General features: G+C 61.6%; 18 protein-coding genes. 2 read left to right on the top strand and 16 right to left on the bottom strand.

The genetic code is table 11. The features are described 5' to 3' along the window. Positions 1-145: 145 nt before the first annotated feature. The 6 genes from PRZ01_RS14320 to fliF all read right to left on the bottom strand — a co-directional run bounded on the left by PRZ01_RS14320 (position 146) and on the right by fliF (position 7,299). On the bottom strand, positions 146-1,684 hold the full coding sequence (locus PRZ01_RS14320; protein ID WP_273597473.1) for a flagellar hook-length control protein FliK: 1,539 nt from the start codon (positions 1,682-1,684) through the stop codon (positions 146-148). A gap of 10 nt (positions 1,685-1,694) precedes the next feature. Further along, positions 1,695-2,165, bottom strand: coding sequence for a flagellar export protein FliJ (gene fliJ / locus PRZ01_RS14325; protein ID WP_273597474.1), 471 nt, complete (start codon positions 2,163-2,165; stop codon positions 1,695-1,697). A gap of 70 nt (positions 2,166-2,235) precedes the next feature. Beyond that, positions 2,236-3,732, bottom strand: coding sequence for a flagellar protein export ATPase FliI (fliI, locus tag PRZ01_RS14330; protein ID WP_409993857.1), 1,497 nt, complete (start codon positions 3,730-3,732; stop codon positions 2,236-2,238). Next, on the bottom strand, positions 3,729-4,541 hold the full coding sequence (locus PRZ01_RS14335) for a FliH/SctL family protein (protein ID WP_273597475.1): 813 nt from the start codon (positions 4,539-4,541) through the stop codon (positions 3,729-3,731). Before PRZ01_RS14335 ends, fliI begins: the two co-directional genes overlap by 4 nt. 27 nt (positions 4,542-4,568) lie before the next feature. Beyond that, the gene (gene fliG / locus PRZ01_RS14340; RefSeq protein ID WP_273597476.1) at positions 4,569-5,564 is read right to left on the bottom strand and encodes a flagellar motor switch protein FliG; all 996 of its coding nucleotides are present in this window, start codon (positions 5,562-5,564) and stop codon (positions 4,569-4,571) included. A 28-nt stretch (positions 5,565-5,592) separates the two neighbouring features. Then, a complete protein-coding gene (fliF, locus tag PRZ01_RS14345) occupies positions 5,593-7,299 on the bottom strand; it encodes a flagellar basal-body MS-ring/collar protein FliF (RefSeq protein ID WP_273597477.1) in 1,707 nt (568 codons plus the stop codon). A 302-nt stretch (positions 7,300-7,601) separates the two neighbouring features. On the opposite strand from fliF, the gene fliE reads away from it, so the two are divergent. Further along, positions 7,602-7,925, top strand: coding sequence for a flagellar hook-basal body complex protein FliE (gene fliE, locus PRZ01_RS14350; protein WP_273597478.1), 324 nt, complete (start codon positions 7,602-7,604; stop codon positions 7,923-7,925). Positions 7,926-8,017: 92 nt separating this feature from the next. Here the strand turns inward: fliE and PRZ01_RS14355 are convergent, their stop codons facing one another. From PRZ01_RS14355 to PRZ01_RS14400, 10 genes are all read right to left on the bottom strand, one after another. Further along, positions 8,018-8,407, bottom strand: a complete 390-nt coding sequence (locus PRZ01_RS14355; protein ID WP_273597479.1) for a type II toxin-antitoxin system VapC family toxin — start codon at positions 8,405-8,407, stop codon at positions 8,018-8,020. After that, positions 8,404-8,649: a type II toxin-antitoxin system Phd/YefM family antitoxin gene (locus tag PRZ01_RS14360; protein WP_273597480.1), complete on the bottom strand. Its 246-nt coding sequence runs from the start codon at positions 8,647-8,649 to the stop codon at positions 8,404-8,406. Before PRZ01_RS14360 ends, PRZ01_RS14355 begins: the two co-directional genes overlap by 4 nt. A gap of 123 nt (positions 8,650-8,772) precedes the next feature. Then, positions 8,773-9,315 (bottom strand): prepilin-type N-terminal cleavage/methylation domain-containing protein, encoded by a 543-nt coding sequence (locus tag PRZ01_RS14365; RefSeq protein ID WP_273597481.1) that lies wholly within the window; start codon positions 9,313-9,315, stop codon positions 8,773-8,775. 16 nt (positions 9,316-9,331) lie between these two features. After that, positions 9,332-10,105, bottom strand: a complete 774-nt coding sequence (locus PRZ01_RS14370; protein ID WP_273597482.1) for a flagellar brake protein — start codon at positions 10,103-10,105, stop codon at positions 9,332-9,334. A 48-nt stretch (positions 10,106-10,153) separates the two neighbouring features. Beyond that, the gene (locus tag PRZ01_RS14375) at positions 10,154-10,453 is read right to left on the bottom strand and encodes a flagellar protein FliT (RefSeq protein WP_273597483.1); all 300 of its coding nucleotides are present in this window, start codon (positions 10,451-10,453) and stop codon (positions 10,154-10,156) included. A 49-nt stretch (positions 10,454-10,502) separates the two neighbouring features. Then, on the bottom strand, positions 10,503-10,937 hold the full coding sequence (gene fliS, locus PRZ01_RS14380; RefSeq protein ID WP_273597484.1) for a flagellar export chaperone FliS: 435 nt from the start codon (positions 10,935-10,937) through the stop codon (positions 10,503-10,505). Positions 10,938-11,172: 235 nt separating this feature from the next. Then, on the bottom strand, positions 11,173-12,606 hold the full coding sequence (fliD, locus tag PRZ01_RS14385) for a flagellar filament capping protein FliD (protein WP_273597485.1): 1,434 nt from the start codon (positions 12,604-12,606) through the stop codon (positions 11,173-11,175). Positions 12,607-12,750: 144 nt separating this feature from the next. Continuing rightward, complete coding sequence (locus PRZ01_RS14390; protein WP_273597486.1) at positions 12,751-13,596, bottom strand: flagellin N-terminal helical domain-containing protein; 846 nt, start codon at positions 13,594-13,596, stop codon at positions 12,751-12,753. A gap of 328 nt (positions 13,597-13,924) precedes the next feature. Beyond that, positions 13,925-14,767, bottom strand: coding sequence for a flagellin N-terminal helical domain-containing protein (locus tag PRZ01_RS14395; protein ID WP_273597487.1), 843 nt, complete (start codon positions 14,765-14,767; stop codon positions 13,925-13,927). 382 nt (positions 14,768-15,149) lie between these two features. Next, positions 15,150-15,986 carry a flagellin N-terminal helical domain-containing protein gene (locus tag PRZ01_RS14400; protein ID WP_273597488.1) on the bottom strand — a complete coding sequence of 279 codons (837 nt, stop codon included), beginning with the start codon at positions 15,984-15,986 and terminating at the stop codon, positions 15,150-15,152. A 571-nt stretch (positions 15,987-16,557) separates the two neighbouring features. Here PRZ01_RS14400 and PRZ01_RS14405 point away from each other — a divergent pair. Continuing rightward, the coding region (locus PRZ01_RS14405; protein WP_273597489.1) for a hypothetical protein at positions 16,558-16,771 on the top strand (214 nt) is incomplete at its 3' end.

A 16,771-nucleotide genomic window follows, 5' to 3' on the forward strand; every position in this document is an offset into this window, starting at 1 on the left:
TTGGGCCTGATTATTGAGCGAGCGATGCTTGAGCAAGCCGTGAAAAGAAGGGCATGGCCTTGTCTAATCCCACTTCAAGCGTGAACGCTGACCCCAATCGGGTGGATTCAAGCCCTCAACGCCTGAATGCGTCAAGTATCAGGCGTCAGGCGTACAAGTCCACCACACCCTGCGTTGCGCGTGCCACGGGGCGAGTTGCTGCCGGCACACCGTTGTCATTCATGCTCAAAATACTTCGATCAGCCTGGCGAACGCCGCTGCCGCTACTTTGGCCGTCGTTTGCCTGATTTTGGCTGGTTTGGCTTTGTTGATTCATTTGCTGAAACACACCGCCACCGCTGAGCGTGAGTCCGTTGTCGCGCAGGGCGGCAGCGAGATCCGGCAAGCCGCGCTCCAGCACTTCGCGCGTTTGCGCGTTGTCCGCGTGGAATGAAATCTGCGCCTGTTGACCGTCCACCACGATTTGCACGGCTACTGGGCCCATTTCTGCCGGGTTGAGGTGCAAATGCGCTTCCTGCACGCCTTGCGAGGCCAGCACGCTCAGGCGCGCCGCCATTTCAGGTACAAATGCTGCACTGTGCAGTGGCTGCGGGAGGCTGATGTTGGTGCTGGTTGCTGCGCCGTTAGGTGGCGCGTCAGAGGGGGCTTGTGAGGCTTGGGCATGGGCCACCATAGTGGCGGACAGCCCTTCCGGCTTGCTCGCGGCGGTGGCGAGGGCCTCGGCGCCTTGCCCGGCCGTTTGACTGGCGGCTTGGCCTGCACTGTTTGTTGTGGCGTCTGGCGCTTGCCCTGCGGACTGCAATTGCGCGGCAAACGAGCCAACAGATTTGTCCTTGCCATCGGCAACGGTTGCGTTGGCGTCCGTGCTTGGGTTGGCGCCGGGCTGTGCGTTCAAGGCCAAACTGCCAGGCTTGCCATGCAGATCAGCGCGGCCAGGTGCACCCAAGCTGCCTCGCTTTGCGGTGGCGCCTGCGGAGGGGGCTGTGCCGAAAGTATCTGTTGCGCCATCGGCTTGCGCGTCGGCGGCACTCGCATTTCCGATCAGAGAACTGGTGGCGTTGGCAGGGGTTGCCGCGGACTGTTGTGCCGCGGCTGCTGTCGCTGCAACTGTGGCGGCATCTGTCGCCGTCGTGTCGCTGCGCGATGCTGTGCCAGGAGCGTCTTTGTCGGAGGGGGCGGCCGAGGGCGCGCGTGCGGCCCGGGCTTGCGCGCAAGCCGTGGAGCCGCCGTCTGCGGCGAGGTTGGGCGCAGCGGCATCTGCGGCGGCACTGGCGGGCCGGGCCGTCAAGGCCAAGCGCCCTGGCAGATTGAGTTTGCTGGCGCTTGCGTTGCTTTGCGCCTGCGCGCCGCTTTCGCTGACGCTTTGGCTGGTGCTGCCGCTTGAAGGCTTCAGCGCTTGGCGATTGTTCTCCTGGCGCTGGCTTTCAGCCCGTTGGCTGAGGCTGTGTTCGGTCTCTTGCGCGCGCGCCTGATTGCCGCTGATCAGCTTGTCTTGCTCCTGCTGACTGCTGTTGAGGCTGGCTGCGGTGGGTGTCGGGCTGGGCGGGGGTGTGAACTGGCTCAGCAGGGCAGAGAATTGGTGGGTGTTGGCATCCGTCGAGGACGACTGCGAACTGGCCAAAACGGCGCCCTGGCTTGCCCAGGGGCTGTCAACCCGGCTCACGCTATTGAAGGCTGTGCTCATGGGTGTGGTCTCAGGCGCTCAGGCGAACAAATGGGTTGTAGGCGGACGCGGCGCTGCGGGCGGCCTGTTCGTCGCAGGCTTTTTGTTCCTGGCGTTGGGCGGCGCGGCTTGACTCCAGGCGGCGGCGCTCAATCAATTTGGCGATGGAGGCGACCCGCATTTCTGCCTCGCGCAGTTTGTCTCGGGCCACGTTCATGCGTTGGTCGGCGTGCTGTGCCACATGGCCCTGGCTGGTGATGGCCTCATCCAGCTTGCCGCCAAAGGTCTGATAGCAGGTGACGATGTCCATGGTGCCGCGGGTGGCAAATTGCTGGCTCCAACGTTGCTGGTAGTCGCTGCGGTATTGGTTCAGTTCGCCGTGCTGATTGCGCGCGTGGGCGGCGCGTTTGTCCGCTTCCTGGAAGAGGCGCAGGGCTTCGTCGCGCTCGCTCTCGGCGCGCTCCAGCAAAATGTTGAGGACCTGCAGATTGCTCGAACTCATGATGCTTTGCTCCGGAAGAGAGGCAAGGGCCGGGTCAGCGAGCCTTGCCTTTCGGGTTTATCGGCCGATCTCAGGCGTCCTTGATGACCGATGTCAGTTGTTTGATGCTGTCGGACAGCGAGGCCGGGCTGTGCATGTCTTGCTGCAGCAGGCGGTTGATGTCCGGGTGACAGCGCACGGCCGCGTCCAACTCGAAGTCGTTGCCAGGGACATAGGCACCGAGTTGAATCAAGTCGCGCGCCTTGTTGTATTTGGCGAGCAGCTGGCGGCAACGCCGTGCAGCTTCGATGTGTGATTGGGGTGCAACGTTCGTCATCACCCGCGAAATGGAGCGTTCGATGTCGATGGCGGGATAGTGGCCGGCTTCGGCCAGCTCCCGGCTCAACACGATATGGCCGTCCAAAATGCCGCGCGCGGCGTCGGCAATGGGGTCTTGCTGATCGTCGCCTTCGCTCAGCACGGTGTAGAAGGCGGTGATGGAACCTTCGCCCGGCAAGCCGTTGCCGCTGCGCTCGACCAGTTGCGGCAGTTTTGCGAAGCAGCTGGGTGGGTAGCCCTTGGTGGCAGGGGGTTCGCCAATGGCCAGGGCGATTTCACGCTGGGCCATGGCGTAACGGGTCAGCGAGTCCATCAGCAGCAGCACGTGCTGGCCGCGGTCGCGAAAATTTTCGGCAATGGCAGTGGCGTAGTGCGCGCCCTGCATGCGCACCAGGGGTGGTGCATCGGCGGGGGCGGCGACGACGACTGAGCGTTGCAAGCCTTCGGTACCCAGGATGTCTTCGATGAATTCTTTAACTTCCCGGCCGCGCTCGCCGATCAGCCCGACCACGATCACGTCGGCCTGGGTGTAGCGGGCCATCATGCCCAGCAACACCGATTTGCCCACGCCGGTGCCGGCGAACAGGCCCAGGCGCTGGCCACGGCCAACGGTCAGCATGCTGTTAATGGCACGCACACCGGTGTCCAGCGGTTTGCGCACCGGGTCGCGGTCCATGGCGTTGATGGGGCGGCGCACCATCGGCTCGGAATGGACCGTTTGCAGCGGGCCGCGGCGGTCCAGCGGGTGGCCATGCGAGTCCACCACGCGGCCCAGCAGGCCGTCCCCCATGGGCAGGTGCAGGCCGCGGTCTTCGCCACGGCGCCAGGGGTGCAAGGGCTTGCCCAGTTGGGGGGCGATCAGGGGTAGGGCGCGCGGCAGCACCATGGCGCCGCTGGAGAGACCTTGAATCTCGTCCGTCGGCATCAGATAGGCGCGGTCGCCGGAGAAGCCCACCACCTCGGCGTTCACCGGACGCAGGCCGCGTTGGGGGTTGGCGCCGGAGCTGGGCATTTGAATTTCGCAGACCGAGCCCACCGGCACTTTCACGCCAGTAGCTTCAAGCACCAGGCCGGCCACGCGTACCAGCTTGCCTTGGGACTCCAGCGGCACAGGGTTGCCGGCAAACGCCTGCATGTCTTTCAGGTACTGCTGCCAGCGGCCCGTGCGGGTGCTGTAGCGTTCGGGGCCGGGTTCGGCGTCGTTGTCGCTGCTGGGGATGGCCAAGTCCAGATCGTCAAAACCGCTCATGGCTGCACCTCCGTACCGTCGTCAACGGGCCCGCGGGCGTCTGACGAGCCCTGGCCACGCCGGTCTTCCCACAGCGAGGCCTGCCCCATGGCGGCGGCGGCTTGCTGCCAGCGGGCAGCGAGGGAGGCATCCACGCTGCTGATGTCGGAGTCCACCTTGCAACCGCCGCGCGCCACATCGGGGTCGGGCAGCAGCTGGGCTTCGCGGGCACGCAGTTCTTCACCGGCGCCGTCCATCACCAGGGGATAGTCGGCGGGGTTCACGCGCACACGCACGTGTTTGGCGGACAGCTGCAGGGCTTCCACCGCGTCGTGTGCCACTTTGGCGATGTGCTCGGGGCGTTGCGTGATCTCGCTGCGCACCACCTGACGGGCCAGTTCGACGGCACAACGGGCCAGCGCCTGCGCCATATCACCTTCCAGGGCGAGCAGGTCGGCGTCGAAATTCTTGACCAGGCTACCGATCTGGGTGGCCATCTGCTTGGCAAAGCTTTGCTTGAAGGCGTCCAATGCGGCCATGCCGTCGCGGTATCCGTCTTGGTAGCCCGACTGACGTGCTTCATGCAGCAACTCGGACACATCGGGTTCCGGCGGTGCGGCCGGAGCCGTAGCAGGGGCCGCAGCTGGCGGCTGGTTGGGGGCGTTGACGGGCGGGCGCTTTTCGTTCATTGCGCCATGCAGTGCGTCCGGATTCCACGCAGCAAAGCCTTGCAACTCTTCACGTGGAATGAAGCGGCTGTAGCTGCTGGTGCGCGCCGCGCTGCCTTCGCGTTGCGGCGGCGGAACTTGGCGGGGAGGGACTCTAGTCATGATGTGTTGCGCGTATCAGTTCATGGTTCAGACGAACTGATCGTCGCCACCGCCGGCCAGCACGATGGTGCCTTCGTCCACCAGGCGGCGGACGATCTTGAGCATTTCCTTCTGTTCCGACTCCACTTCGGACAAGCGCACCGGGCCGCGCGACTCCAGGTCTTCGCGCAGTGTTTCGGCCGCTCGCGTGGACATATTGCGCAGCACCTTTTCGCGCAACTCGGCGCTGGCACCCTTCAGGGCGACGATCAGCGATTCGCTCTGCACTTCCTTCAGCACGGCTTGGATGCCCTTGTCGTCGACTTTCTCCAGATCGTCGAAGGTGAACATGTTGTCCATGATCTTCTGGGCCAGATCGGCGTCGGCCTCGCGGATGTAGTCCAACACCGAGGCTTCCACGCTGGAGCCCAGCATGTTGATGATTTCGGCCGCGGTCTTGACCCCGCCGAGATTGGATTTCTTCATGCGCTCGCCGCCAGCCAGCACCTGGCTGAGCACCTCGTTGAGATCCTTCAAGGCCAGCGGCTGGATGCCGTCGAGGGTGGCGATTCGCACCAGCACTTCATTGCGCTGGCGCTCGGTGAAGACGCGCAGCACCGAACTGGTCTGGTCAAAGTCCAGATGAGCGAGGATGGCGGCAATGATTTGCGGATGCTCGTTGCGCAGCAACTCGGCGACCGAGGCCGCATCCATCCATTTCAGGCTTTCGATGCTGGACACATCGCTGCCTTGCAGAATGCGGTCCAGCAGCAGATTGGCCTTGTCGTCGCCCAGCGCCTTGCGCAGCACCGAACGCACATACTCATCGGTATCCGTCACCAGCGTGCTTTGGGTAGCGGCTACGGCGTCAAAGCGCACCAGTACCTGCTCTACCTTGTCGCGCGCCACCACCTTGAGCTTGGCGATGGTTTCGCCCAAGGCTTGCACTTCCTTGGGTTGCAAATGCTTGAAGACCTCGGAGGCTTCTTCTTCGCCGAGGGACATCAGCAGGATGGCGGCGTCTTCGAGTCCGGAATCGTCCATGATATTTTTGCTTCTCTGGGGTCCGGGGTCAGGCGGCTTCGCCGGTCATCCAGCTGCGCATGATGTTGGCCACCGCCACTGGGTTCTCGCGGGCCAGCAGGCGGGCTCGCTCCAGCTTGTCGTTGGAGACCGGTGCTTCCAGCGCCGGCAGTCCGTTGGCGCCGAGTACGGCTGGCAGATGGTTTTCTTCGTCGACGATGGCGCTGAGTTCTTGTGCGCCTTCAGCCTTGTCCTCGTCTTTCACCTCAGGTGGCGGAGGGTTCACGGCGCGGATGGCCGGGCGCACCATGCCGAACACGGCAATCAGGGCCACCAGCACTAGCGCCAGTGGCACCGCGGCAGCACGCACGATGTCCAGCACCATGGGTTGCTTCCACAGCGGCAGCTCGATGCTTTCGGGCTTTTCGTTCATGAAGGGTGCGGTGATGACCTTCAGCGAATCGCCACGCTCCTGGCTGAAGCCCATCGTCTCCTTGACCAAGGCTGTCAGCTTGTCGAGCTCTTCTTGGGGGACGGGCACCGAGTTGACTTTGCCCTTGGGGTCAGTGCTGCTGCGGTGGTTGAGCACCACGGCCACGTTCAGGCGCCGGACCTGGCCGGTAGCGTTGCGCACCACGCGCACCGTTTTGTCCAGCTCGAAATTGGTCACGGCTTCGCGACGCGAGCTGTTGCTGGCGTTGCCGCCCGTGACTTGCAAGGGGGCGGAGGCGCCGTTGATGGGCGCAGTGGCGGGCACTGGGGGCTGATTGGTTGCTGCACCGGGGACGCCGGTGGGCAGGGCGGGCGTGCCGTTGGTGGATTCGTTGGTTTGCGAGCTGCGCACGGCGGCGCTGGCGTTCTGGCCTTGGTTGGGCTTGAACTCCTCAGCGGTGGACTCCACCTGCGAGAAATCAACGTCTGCGGTGACGGTGGCGCGCAGGTTTTCACGGCCCACCACCGGCTCCAGCAATTCATAGATGCGCTTGGTGGTGTTGGCTTCGATCTGCTGCTTGTATTGCAGTTGCTGGGTGTCCAAGCCGTTGCCGCTACCGTCGTTGCCGGGGTTGGACAAGAGCGCGCCGGTCTGGTCCAACACGCTCACGGCCTTGGGCGACAACTCGGGCACGCTGGCAGAAACGAGGTGCACGATGCCCGCGATCTGGCCGCGGTCCAGCGTGTGGCCACCGCGCAGCGTCAACATCACCGAAGCGCTCGGCTTTTGCTGCTCGCGGAAGAAGCCATTCTGCTGCGGCATGGCCAAATGCACGCGGGCGTCGGCCACATCCGCCAAGGCGGTGATGGTGCGAACGAGTTCGCCCTCCAGGCCGCGCTGAAAGTTCAAGCGTTCATTGAATTGAGTTTGTCCGATGGAGCTTTTGTCCATCAGCTCAAAACCCACCGTGCTTCCCTTGGGCAGACCCGCAGAGGCCAGCTTCATGCGCACGTCGTAGACCTGGCCAGCCGGCACCAAAATGGTGCCGCCGGGTTCATTGCGATAGGGTACGCCCAAGGTGGTCAGCTGTGCGATGACGGCGCCGCCGTCTTTGTCTGACAAACCGGTGAACACCGGGCGGAAGTCGCCTTGGTTGGTCCACAGCGTCATCGCCAGCACGGCGCCGGCCAGCACCGCCAAGCCACCGGCCATCATCACCTTGCTGCGGGTGGGCATGGCCGCCAGGCGGGTGCCAAAGCTCTCGCCGCCCGGGGTGACGGTGAGGGGCAGGTTGGCTGCGGTGGGGCTGATTGCGTTGTCCATGAGCTGACGGCTGGCGGTGAGGGTGAGAATGGGCTGGTGTGCGGTGTTGAAAAGTGCCGTACTTGACGTGGGTTCTGTGCGTTAGTTCACGGCGACACGGGAAAGTGCCGCGATAGATGAATTATTCGGATTTGCCCCCTCAAGAAAGCCGGGAACAAGCCGAGGAAGGGCGCTCTTCTCGTTTCTTCAAGAAGGCAGTGACGGCCTAGACTTCGTCCCATCGCCACAGTTGCGCCCTGATGCTGGGAGCCCGGAACTCTTCCGAGTCCTTCTCAAAACCGGGGTGCACACGAAAATCCGTCATGGACCTGAAGCTCAAACCGTTTGATTTCGCTCAAGCCACCGCACGTGCGGGCTTGGCCGTCAACGGCCAGCCCCTGGCGAAAGCCAAGGCCGCAGGCGGCGCCAGCTTTGGCGATGCCATGGCGCAGGCCATGAAGGGCGTCAGCCAGACGCAGAACGAAGCGGTGCGCCTGCAACGTGAAGTGCAGCTCGACAACCCCACCGTCAGCCTGGAAGAAACCATGGTCGCCATGCAAAAGGCGCAAATCGGCTTCCAAGCCACCCTGCAGGTACGCAACCGGCTGGTCTCGGCTTACAGTGAAATCATGAACATGCAGGTGTAGGTTTTTGCCGGCATGTTCATTGAGTTGCTGAGTACGCGACACAAATAAAAAAGCCACCCAGTAGGTGGCTTTTGTATTGCTGCTGGCGGGCTTTAAACTTGAATGAGCTTCACATTGGGATATTGAAGAATCAGCGCATCGCGGGTCACCAGATGGTAATTCTCAACTTGGGCTTGCGCAATCATCATTCGATCAAATGGATCGTTGTGGATTGCAGGCAATCCTGGGGCGGCGATTGCATGAGCGCCGGAAATTGAGAGCAATTTATAGCCCGCTGCGGTGAAGAATGTCATCGCATTGGCTGCGTTGATAGGCATTCCCGCAGGATTCTTTGCATTCTTAATGCCAATTTCCCATATCGCAGCGGAGCTCACCCAAATATCATTGGCGGGCGAAGCGATCATGGCGTTGGTCGCGGCGGAAAGCGTCGGGTTTGCCGTAATCGCCCAAAGGGCAACATGGGTATCAAGCAGCAGATTCAACGGCCATCACCCAAAAAGGTTGCGGCAATCTCTGCATTGTCTGAATCAATATCGTCGGGCACCACAAACAAACCTTTGGCAATACCAATGCGCTTGTTTGTTGCCTCGCTTTTGATGGGCACAAGCTTTGCAATTGGAATGCCTTGCTTTGTGACGATGATTTCGCTTTCTTCGCCGGCGTTGATCGACTCAAGCAAAGTCGTGATGGATGCTAGTGCTTGTGCGTAGGTCACTGTGGACATGATGCACCTCCGTTCGGTGAGTCTAGCGTGATCAGGACCCTCCTGGCCATCAAGATGGATTGGGCGACCTCGGCGCTGGCTTGGCGATCAGAATGACGTGATGAGATCTGGCGCCTGATCGATTCAACAACGCAGGGCGCCTACAGCGTCAGGTCCGCAGATGTGGGTACGCCCCATGGGGTTGAGCACCACCCGCAGGTTTTGGCCGGCCTCGGTGCGCAGGGCGGCCGCGCCGCTTTGGGCCACCTGGCCCAGGCCGGGTGAAAAGGCGGCATCTTGTGCCGCGTCCAGCAGCACATGGGGATAGTGTGTGTTGTCCATGTGGCTGAGTTCGCAGCGCCCCTGCGGGCTGGTGCCGGCGCAATCGCAGGGCTTGGCGCGGCTTAAGCCCCAGCACCATTGTTTGCCGGCGTTGTAGTTGATGAAAATGGCCGAGTTCTCGCTAACGCTCAATTCACGGGCATGGCGCAGGTCCAAGGCCAGCAACTCGGCAACCTGGCGCAATTGCCGGCGCTGCAGCATGTGCTGGTAACTGGGTATGGCGACGGCAAGAAGAATGCCCGTGATGGCGATCACGATGGCCATTTCAAGCAAGGTGAAACCGCAGCTTTTGCCGCGGCGTTTACTGTTGCGTGTGCGAGCAAGCCGGGGGGGGAGGGCGTTCATGGCGCTCTCATGCGCTTCAGGCGGGCGCGGATTTGCGCAGCAGTCGGCCCAGTTTTTGCGTCTGGTCGATGTAGCGTTGCAGGTTGCGCTCCGCCTCGTTGTCGATGCTGGAAAACGTCAGCCCCACGTGCTGGCCGCCTTCGAGGCTGGGCCGTGCGTTCTGCAGGCGAAGGCCGGTTTCAAACCGGGTTTCGCGGTCCAGTTCTACCTGCACCCCTGGGATCAGGCTGCCCGGCGCCATATCGGGTTGGTCGGCGGGCAGCAGCAGTGCCAAGCCGCCCAGGCTGAGGTCGATGATACGCAGGCGCAGCTGCAGTTCAGGATGCTGTGGATGAGTCAGGCGAACCTGGGGCGTGCGTGTGTTGGGTTGCACCCGAAAGGTCTGCCGGCGCTGAAAACGGTACAACTGGCTGGGCAGCTGAGCCTGCAAGACCAGGCCGTTGCTGAGATCCGGGCTGTTCAGTCGCATCAACCCGTCGACTTCGAACTGGATCTTGATCTGGTCCAGATAGACCACCGCCGTGACCTCGTCGGCGCTGAGCAGGGCTTGCAAGTCGGGACTGCGCGGGTCGGCGTCGAACCCGATCGCACCGCGTTGGCCGTCGATGGCGCTCAGGCGCGTGGGCATGGTCGCCCCGTTGGCGCCGCTGAGCGTGATGCGGCTTTGCTGCTGCAGCAGGCTTTGCAGCCAAGCCAGAACTTCCGCAGGGGACTGAATACGAAAATCGCCCGCGGCGACCTGATTTGGCGCGGCGGGCGAGAAATTCAAAGAGGAAAGGCTGCTGCTCATCAATGCATTTTCACTGCGGCAAGCCGGCGTCAGTCCGGTGAATTGGGGTCAATGCAGGGTCTTGCTCTTGCCGGTCATCACGCGGTCGAGATCGTCCAGCCAAGGCTCAGCCAAGTGGCGGATCTCAGCATCGTTGACCAAGATGCGCTGCATGATGCGGGTCTTCAGCTTCGACTCTTCAGGGGCCAGCGGGTTGCTGGATGCGGCGTGCTTCAGCTGAGAAATCAGCAAGACGCAGGCGCCTTCCAGCTTGACCACTTCGTCCCAGTTGCCGGAGCGGGCGGCGTTCAGCATGTCAGCGCTGGCTTGTTCAATGGCTTCGTAGTAGCTCAGGAGTTGAGTGTTCATCACAGGTTCCGCTCGAGACAAAAAGTTGGGGTGGTGCTTTGCCATCGGTTCAGGCCGCACGAGACATCTCGCCCGGGGCGCCAATCGCCGTCCAAGCTTCACGCACCGGGGTGAGGATGCGTTGGCACTCTTCAATGGCAGCGGCGTCGTTGTGCAAGTTAGCCCGAGTCAGGCGCATGCACACATAGGCGTACAAATCATTCAAATCGGTGGCCAGGGGGCCGGCATCCAGGTTCAGGCCCGCTTTCAGGCCCTCGTCGAGGATGCGCACGGCACGGGTCAGGGTGCGGTGCTTGAGTTCGGTGTTCTGGGTCTGGATCGCGACGCGGGCCTGATTCATGGCTTCAAACAGGCCGTCGAAGAGCATGGCGATCAGACGATGCGGGCTGGCGCCGTGCACGTCGGTTTCCAGACCCACCTTGCTGTACATCGACGCCCGTTGCGTGCGAGGTCCGAAGGGGGATGAGGTGTTGCCATACATCATTTGCTTCCCAAGTTGTGCAGTGTTGAATTGTTTTCGACCGCTGAGCCTGAAACTTGAGATGTCTGCCTTGCAGTTTTGATGCGAGATGAGGTGTGAAGAGTGCGGCTTAATGCACAAAAAAAGGCACAAAAGAATGCACAAAGAATCCACCAAATACAGCGCCCCGCGGGCCAGGGGATGGCGCGCGGGGCGTGGGGTGTCGCGGGCGGCAACGAGGCCGCTTTGACCCGGCAGGTCAGCCGAACTGCTTGCTGACGTAGCTTTGCAGGGTGGTCATCTTCGCCATTGTGGTGTCCAGGGCCTGGTAGCTGGCGCGCATGCGGGCCTCGACCAGCGTCAGGCGCTGGTTCATTTTGTCCTGGTCATCGGCGTTGTGGTTGATGGAGCTGCGCAACGAAGTCTGCTTGCTGTTCAAGGCGCCGTCGAAACTCAAGGCCGAATCGGCCAGGGCGCGGATGCGCTGGATGATGCCGCTGTTGCTGTCGTTGGACGTGTCCAGTCCTGACAGCACTTTTTTCATGGCGTCGACATTGGTCACCGCTGCGTCTAGCTTGGTGCTGTTGACTTTCAAGCTGCCATCGGCCTGAGGGTCCAGGCCAATGTCGCTCAGGCGGCTCAGGCTCCCGCCCAAGGTGGTTGAACTGCCGATCAGGTTGCGCAATTGGCCCTGCAGGCTGATGGCCGTGCTGTCGCCTTGAAGCGGACCGGCCGAGGCCGCCGTGGTGCCGGACTTGGGCACGTACTTCGTCTGGTCTTTCATGAAGGAGGCGAGCGCGTTGTAGGCGGTCGCGAAGTCGTTGACGGCCTTTTTGATGCTGTCCTTGTCAGGGCCCACGGTGACGCTCACATCAGCCGTTGTGATCTTGTTGAAGTTCACGGTCAGGCCGTCGATCACATTGGCGACGGTGTTGCTTTCGGAGACTACGTCAATGCCGTTGATCTTGCCGACAGCACTCTGCGCGGCTTGTGCCTGGGTGGCGGTGGTGACGCCGTTGCTCGGATCGAAGGCCAGTGCAGCCAAGCCGGGCCCGCCATTCGAATCTTGCGTCGTGACGGTGGACGACACCCTGAAACCGTTGCTGGCACCGGTGTTGGCTGAGCGCAGCACCAGGCGCGAACCCTGGCTGTCGGTCACCACCGAGGCCACTACGCCTGCGCCGGACGCGTTGATCTTGTCGCGGGCGGCGCTCAGGCTGTCGTCGCCCGCGCCGATGTTGATGGTGACTGCTGACTTTCCGCTGGTGGGCGTGAAGCTGGATTGATCGCTGCTCCATGCCCCGAGTTCGATGGTCAGCGAGCCCTGGCCGATTGAGGTTGTGTTGGCAGGAAATGCCGCCGTGGTGATGGTTTGCGCACTCGCTAATTTGGTAATGGACACCGCATAGGTGCCCGCCACTGAGCCATCGGTGGTGGTGGCCGTGGCCGAGGTTGAGTCGGATGACGAGGTGAGGTTGGCGCCCCAGGTGCTGGGGTTGTTGAGCTTGGCCGCGGCGTCGCGCAGCGTGCTGATATTGCTCTGCAGCTTGCCGTACGACGACAGCTTGGTCTGCATCGTCGTGGCGCGCGTCTGCAAGTCGGTCACCGGCTGACGCTCGATCGACATCAGTTTGGTGACGATGCTTTCAACGTCGAGTCCGCTGCCTATGCCTGTCGAGGTGATGCTGGCCATGATGATCTCCGGAACCCGCAGTCATCGCTGCCCGTGGGGCAGCTGACGATGCTTGATGCCGCTATGTCGGCAGATGTAGAAAAAACTGAAGGCGGTCAAGCCAAAGCCGAACCGCCTTTTTTGCAAGATCAAGCCAGGGCGGCTTCAGCCTTTTAGCAGCGCCAACACTTGCTGCGGCATTTGGTTGGCCTGCGCCACCATTGCGTTACCGGCCTGTTGCAGGATTTGCGTGCGGCTGAGATTGGAGGTTTCTGCGGCGTAGTCGGCATCCATGATGCGGCTGCGGGCGGCGCTTTGGTTCTCAACTGACACCTGCAGGTTTGAGATCACCGCGTCGAAGCGATTCTGTGATGCACCCAAGGTGGCGCGCTGGCTGCTGACGGTATTGATTGCCGCATCGATGGCATCAATCGACGTTTTCAAGGTGGCCGAGGTGTCGGCGTTCGTGATGGAGGAGGCCGTCACCAGTGTGATCGTCGGGTCCACCGTCATGTCAGAAGTGGTCACCGTGATGACATCCTCGGGTCCCGTATTGGGGCCGACCTGGAAGTCTTGCGGTGTGGCGGCGTCTGCGCCCAAAATTTTCTTACCGTTGAAGGTGGTTCCGCCCAGCACCCGGGTGATTTCCGAGGCCAGTTGCGTGTACTCCTTGCCGATGGAGTCGAGGTCGGCTGTCGTGTTGGTGGCATTGCGAGCCTGTACCGCCAACTCACGCATGCGCTGCAAGCTGTCGCCCACTTTGGACAACGCGCCTTCAGCCGTCTGCGCCAGTGAGATGCCGTCATTGGCATTGCGGATTGCCACGTTCATGCCGCGAACCTGGGAGTTCATGCGCTCGGCAATGGCCAGCCCCGCCGCATCGTCCTTGGCCGAATTCACCCGCATTCCTGATGACAGGCGTTGCATGGAGATGGCCAGGGAGCCTTGTGAACTGGCCAGATTGCGTTGGGCGTTCAGCGAGGCAATATTGGTATTGATGGTTTGGGGCATTTGAGCACTCCTTCAAATCTGCTAACTCCGGTTTCGAGCGTTGTGCGCAGCTGCCCGACTGTGTGGGGTCTTGTGCCGCGTCAATTGCTTCGATTCATGCCGACAACCTGAGTTGCCTGCCTGTTCCGGACCTCGGGTTGCATTCACGGCAACCCGATGGACAAATTCTCTGTGCGCTTAAATTTTTCAAAAGCCCGAAAAGGACGCAAAACCACACCCATAAAAAAACTCCGGCCGCCCTACCAAGGCAAGGACCGGAGTGTTCTCTTTATGCGGCGCCGTGATTCAAAGGGGCGTTGGCGCGTGCCCCTCATCCAGCCTGTGTGGATCAGCCGCCACGCAGCAGCGACAACACCTGCTGGGGCAACTGGTTGGCCTGCGAAATCATCGCATTGCCAGCCTGCTGGAGGATCTGTGCACGGCTGAGGTTGGCGGTTTCCGTCGCGTAGTCGGCGTCCGTGATGCGGCTGCGTGCGGCGCTTTGGTTTTCGACGGAAATCTGCAAGTTGGAGATCACCGCATCGAAACGGTTTTGTACCGCGCCAAAGGTTGCCCGCTGGTCACTGACGGTGGTGAGTGCGGTGTCAATGTTGTCGATGACCGTCTTCAAGGTAGCGGCCGTGTCGGTGTTGCTGATGGTGGCGCCGGTGATGGCGGTGATCGTGGTGTCGGTGGTCAGATCGTTGGTTGTGACGTCCACCGAGTCATTGGCCGTCGTGTTTGCGCCAATCTGGAAGGTGGAGGTGCCCGACGTGGCCAAAATCGCCTTGCCGTTGAAGGTGGTGCCGCCCAGCACGCGGGTGATTTCAGAGCCCAGCTGGGCGAATTCCTTGCCGATGGAATCCAGGTCGGTGGTGGTGTTGGTGGCGTTGCGGGCCTGCACGCTCAGTTCACGCATGCGCTGCAGCGAGTCGGTCACCTTGGCCAGCGCGCCGTCGGCAGTTTGCGCCATTGAGATGCCGTCATTGGCATTGCGAACGGCCACATTCATGCCGCGAACCTGGCTGGTCATGCGGTCCGAGATGGCCAAGCCGGCAGCGTCGTCCTTGGCAGAATTGATGCGCATGCCGGACGACAGGCGCTGCATCGAAATGGCGAGCGAACCCTGCGATGTCGCCTGATTGCGTTGAGCGTTCAGAGACATCAAGTTGGTGTTGATAATTTGGCTCATTTTTCAATCCTTTGGTGTTTAAAGACTTGCCGGAAATCCGGTCTTCACGGTCGATGAAAGCACACCTCGAAAGGTGACTTTTGCCAGCAGCCATCGGGCTTTCGCCTGATCACCGCACCGTCCGCGTCCTGCTCAAAAAGCTGAGCGGGCTGACCGGACCACGTAGTCCACTTCATTCCTCGGACCCGTTGTTTTGCTTATCGACGACACCAGGGATTGACTTAAATCCTTTTTGCGAAAAAGCGCCGCGTGTCACTGACCTGCGGCGTATTTTTCTGAAATGGAGGGAGTGAGAAGACGCCGCGTTGCGCATGCGCCAGCGCCTCTGCGTTTCAGGCTTCAGGCCAGAACCAGGCGCCAAGGCCTGGTCCTGCCTGCGCGATCAACGCAGCAGGGTCAAGACTTGCTGCGGCAACTGGTTGGCCTGCGCAATCATCGCGTTACCGGCCTGCTGCAGGATCTGCGAGCGGCTCAGGTTGGCGGTTTCCGTCGCGTAGTCGGCATCCGTGATGCGGCTGCGAGCGGCGCTCTGGTTTTCCACCGAGATCTGCAAGTTCGACGTGATCGCATCAAACCGGTTTTGCACCGCACCGTAGGTGGCGCGCTGGCTGCTGACCGTGGTCAGCGCGGTGTCGATGTTGTCGATGACCGTTTTCAGGGATGCGGCCGTGTCGGTGTTGCTGATGGTGGCACCGGTCACTGCGGTCAGGGTTGTATCGGCGGTCAGGTCAGTGGTGGTGACGTCCACCGAGTCATTGGTGGTCGTGTTGGCGCCAATCTGGAAGGTCGATGTACCGGCTGTGGCCAGGATCGCCTTGCCGTTGAAGGTGGTGCCACCCACGACACGGGTGATTTCAGCGCCCAGCTGAGCGAATTCCTTGCCGATGGAATCCAGGTCGGTGGTGGTGTTGGTGGCGTTACGGGCTTGCACACCCAACTCACGCATACGCTGCAGTGAGTCGGTCACCTTGCTCAGCGCGCCGTCAGCGGTTTGCGCCATCGAGATGCCGTCATTGGCATTGCGGATGGCCACATTCATGCCGCGAACCTGGCTGGTCATGCGGTCGGAAATGGCCAAGCCGGCAGCGTCGTCCTTGGCGGAATTGATGCGCAGACCCGAAGACAAGCGCTGCATGGACACAGACAGCGAGCCTTGCGAGGTGGATGTGTTGCGCTGTGCATTCAGCGACAGCAAGTTGGTGTTAATGACTGCGGGCATGATTCACTCCTGTTTCAGCTACAAGTTTTTCCGGCAGAGCGCCGACGTGTTGCGAACACCCCGGAGGGCATCCGTTACGCGGAGGTTTGTTCACTTGAACAAGCCCCCCGCCTCGCCCGGCGCAGTCAACCGATGCAGCTGTCAGCTCCCCGGGTTTGGGGGCGTTGGTTGCGGCCTTCTTACCGGACCACGTGTCTGTTTCCAGACCCGTTGAAATGTGTATCGGACGGCACGCCATAGAACTTTAGAACTGTTTGTCAATAGCTTGGGTCGTCGGATAAACATGCCTTGGGGCGGTCAGTTCTTCGGATCAAATATTTTTGGCTGTATGGCGGGTGGTGCCTGACCTGCCGGGCAGGGGGGCGACTGGCTGGCACGGGCGGCGAGCGTGAGTACGTTGCGACCAGTCGCACTTGATTCATGGGACAAATGGCGTGCAAATGATGCGCTGGGGCTGCAGCCTGGGACTTTTTACCTTTATCAGCGTCGCAGGCATCTATGGTGGGTAGTTCCCATGCAAGTCAGTTGTTCGGCCTTGCAGGTCCACAACCCAGCTGATATGCCACCCACCATGCCTCCCCCTCCCACCCGCTACAGCGCTGCCGAACTGGCCGTGCGCATTAAAGAGACGCTGCAGGCTGGCGGCACTGGCATGGCGGGCGCGGCCCAAGTCGGCCTGGAGTTAGGCCCCGACCACCCCCTGCTTCACATCACCCACTGGCACTACCGCCAAACCCTGCACGAGCCCTGGCGCCTAGACCTTAGGGCCAGCGGCGGCAACATCC

Origin of the sequence: Roseateles koreensis (assembly GCF_028595305.1) — a bacterium.
GTDB classification, from domain to species: domain Bacteria; phylum Pseudomonadota; class Gammaproteobacteria; order Burkholderiales; family Burkholderiaceae_C; genus Paucibacter_A; species Paucibacter_A koreensis.

Excerpts from the sequence above, each read along its gene's own strand:
- fliS (WP_273597484.1), bottom strand. The coding sequence starts at position 10,937 with ATGATGTATGGCAACACCTCATCCCCCTTCGGACCTCGCACGCAACGG.
- PRZ01_RS14375 (WP_273597483.1), bottom strand. The coding sequence starts at position 10,453 with ATGAACACTCAACTCCTGAGCTACTACGAAGCCATTGAACAAGCCAGC.
- fliG (WP_273597476.1), bottom strand. The coding sequence starts at position 5,564 with ATGGACGATTCCGGACTCGAAGACGCCGCCATCCTGCTGATGTCCCTC.
- PRZ01_RS14320 (WP_273597473.1), bottom strand. The coding sequence starts at position 1,684 with ATGAGCACAGCCTTCAATAGCGTGAGCCGGGTTGACAGCCCCTGGGCA.
- fliI (WP_409993857.1), bottom strand. The coding sequence starts at position 3,732 with ATGAGCGGTTTTGACGATCTGGACTTGGCCATCCCCAGCAGCGACAAC.
- PRZ01_RS14335 (WP_273597475.1), bottom strand. The coding sequence starts at position 4,541 with ATGACTAGAGTCCCTCCCCGCCAAGTTCCGCCGCCGCAACGCGAAGGC.
- fliE (WP_273597478.1), top strand. The coding sequence starts at position 7,602 with ATGGACCTGAAGCTCAAACCGTTTGATTTCGCTCAAGCCACCGCACGT.
- PRZ01_RS14395 (WP_273597487.1), bottom strand. The coding sequence starts at position 14,767 with ATGAGCCAAATTATCAACACCAACTTGATGTCTCTGAACGCTCAACGC.
- fliJ (WP_273597474.1), bottom strand. The coding sequence starts at position 2,165 with ATGAGTTCGAGCAATCTGCAGGTCCTCAACATTTTGCTGGAGCGCGCC.
- PRZ01_RS14370 (WP_273597482.1), bottom strand. The coding sequence starts at position 10,105 with ATGAGCAGCAGCCTTTCCTCTTTGAATTTCTCGCCCGCCGCGCCAAAT.
- PRZ01_RS14390 (WP_273597486.1), bottom strand. The coding sequence starts at position 13,596 with ATGCCCCAAACCATCAATACCAATATTGCCTCGCTGAACGCCCAACGC.
- PRZ01_RS14365 (WP_273597481.1), bottom strand. The coding sequence starts at position 9,315 with ATGAACGCCCTCCCCCCCCGGCTTGCTCGCACACGCAACAGTAAACGC.
- PRZ01_RS14400 (WP_273597488.1), bottom strand. The coding sequence starts at position 15,986 with ATGCCCGCAGTCATTAACACCAACTTGCTGTCGCTGAATGCACAGCGC.
- fliF (WP_273597477.1), bottom strand. The coding sequence starts at position 7,299 with ATGGACAACGCAATCAGCCCCACCGCAGCCAACCTGCCCCTCACCGTC.
- fliD (WP_273597485.1), bottom strand. The coding sequence starts at position 12,606 with ATGGCCAGCATCACCTCGACAGGCATAGGCAGCGGACTCGACGTTGAA.
- PRZ01_RS14360 (WP_273597480.1), bottom strand. The coding sequence starts at position 8,649 with ATGTCCACAGTGACCTACGCACAAGCACTAGCATCCATCACGACTTTG.